The organism is Pseudoalteromonas sp. NZS127, from assembly GCF_015864805.1.
GTDB lineage: Bacteria > Pseudomonadota > Gammaproteobacteria > Enterobacterales > Alteromonadaceae > Pseudoalteromonas > Pseudoalteromonas nigrifaciens.
Genome location: NZ_JADYWN010000059.1, coordinates 1 through 1,002, shown reverse-complemented (window position 1 = coordinate 1,002; position 1,002 = coordinate 1). Strand labels below are relative to the sequence as shown.

The 1,002-nt window shown below is 61.0% G+C and carries 2 protein-coding genes; one reads left to right on the top strand and one right to left on the bottom strand.

Annotation, left to right across the window (positions count from 1 at the left end; translation table 11 throughout):
* On the top strand, positions 1-341 hold a 341-nt coding region (locus tag I6E78_RS18785; protein ID WP_231618050.1), incomplete at its 5' end, for a hypothetical protein.
* A 474-nt stretch (positions 342-815) separates the two neighbouring features.
* Here the strand turns inward: I6E78_RS18785 and I6E78_RS18390 are convergent.
* Positions 816-1,002 (bottom strand): DUF3085 domain-containing protein (locus tag I6E78_RS18390; RefSeq protein WP_231618049.1); only part of this gene is annotated, 187 nt, incomplete at its 5' end.

The following is a 1,002-nucleotide window of genomic DNA, read 5'->3' as shown; positions in this document are numbered from 1 at the left end:
GTTGCGAAAATGGTCGGTCATCCTTGGGGGCTTTCGGCTTTCTTCTGCTTGCTCTGCTGGCGCAAGGCGATCTCACGAGCAAGCGCTGCGGTCATGGCGCCCAGTTGTTTTACAGTGTGTTTTGGCAGTACAACCAGCTTCGTTTCTTTGGGCGTCCCGGTCTGGAACGCACTGAGCATCCCCACGAAAGCCTCAGCCATGTTCGGGTCGATTGGTGCAAGAGTGGTTCGCCCATCGACCCTGATGAAGATTGCGACCTGTTCGATGTTCATGCCGCACCGCCCTTCAGCTTGGAGACGGTTTCACGCGCCTTCGTCCAGCGCTGGCCCGCGCGCACGTAGGCGTCGTGCATCTTTTCCAGCTTGCGCTCGGCCTCGGCAATGGCCTCATNGAGACGGTTTCACGCGCCTTCGTCCAGCGCTGGCCCGCGCGCACGTAGGCGTCGTGCATCTTTTCCAGCTTGCGCTCGGCCTCGGCAATGGCCTCATCGCGCGTGGCGAACAGGCCCCCCTGGTGCAGGAGCGACGGTTTGTCGCAGTTGAAGTATCCCTTGATGGAGCCAGGATAGACACCGCAGACAGACAACTGCTTCACGTTCAGCGAAGCGGTGACGTACCAGGCGGTACAGGGGAATTTGGTAGGAGAGAACAAGGCTGGCGACCTTTCTGCAAGGCGCCGCATGGTGGAGACCTGACGGAGCGCCAGCCTGTACCCCATCCGCAAAAATGGGGGTGTCAGGCCCCCACCGTGCGGCTCTGCGGGTGACGGGGAATTCTGGCTGGCGGCGTGCAGTATATCGCGTTTGCGCAAAAACACTAAACGTTTTGCGACACTCGACACTTCAGGATGCTGGTGTACACCGGGTCGATGAACTTCGCGCCCGTGTCGGCCCCGTGCCACCAGAGGTCACCGTCCATCTGCGGGATGCAGCCGCACAGCACGCTGCCGTCGGTCAGCATGATGTCCACCGTAGTGCCGAGACCGAAACCGCCGGGTTCTACC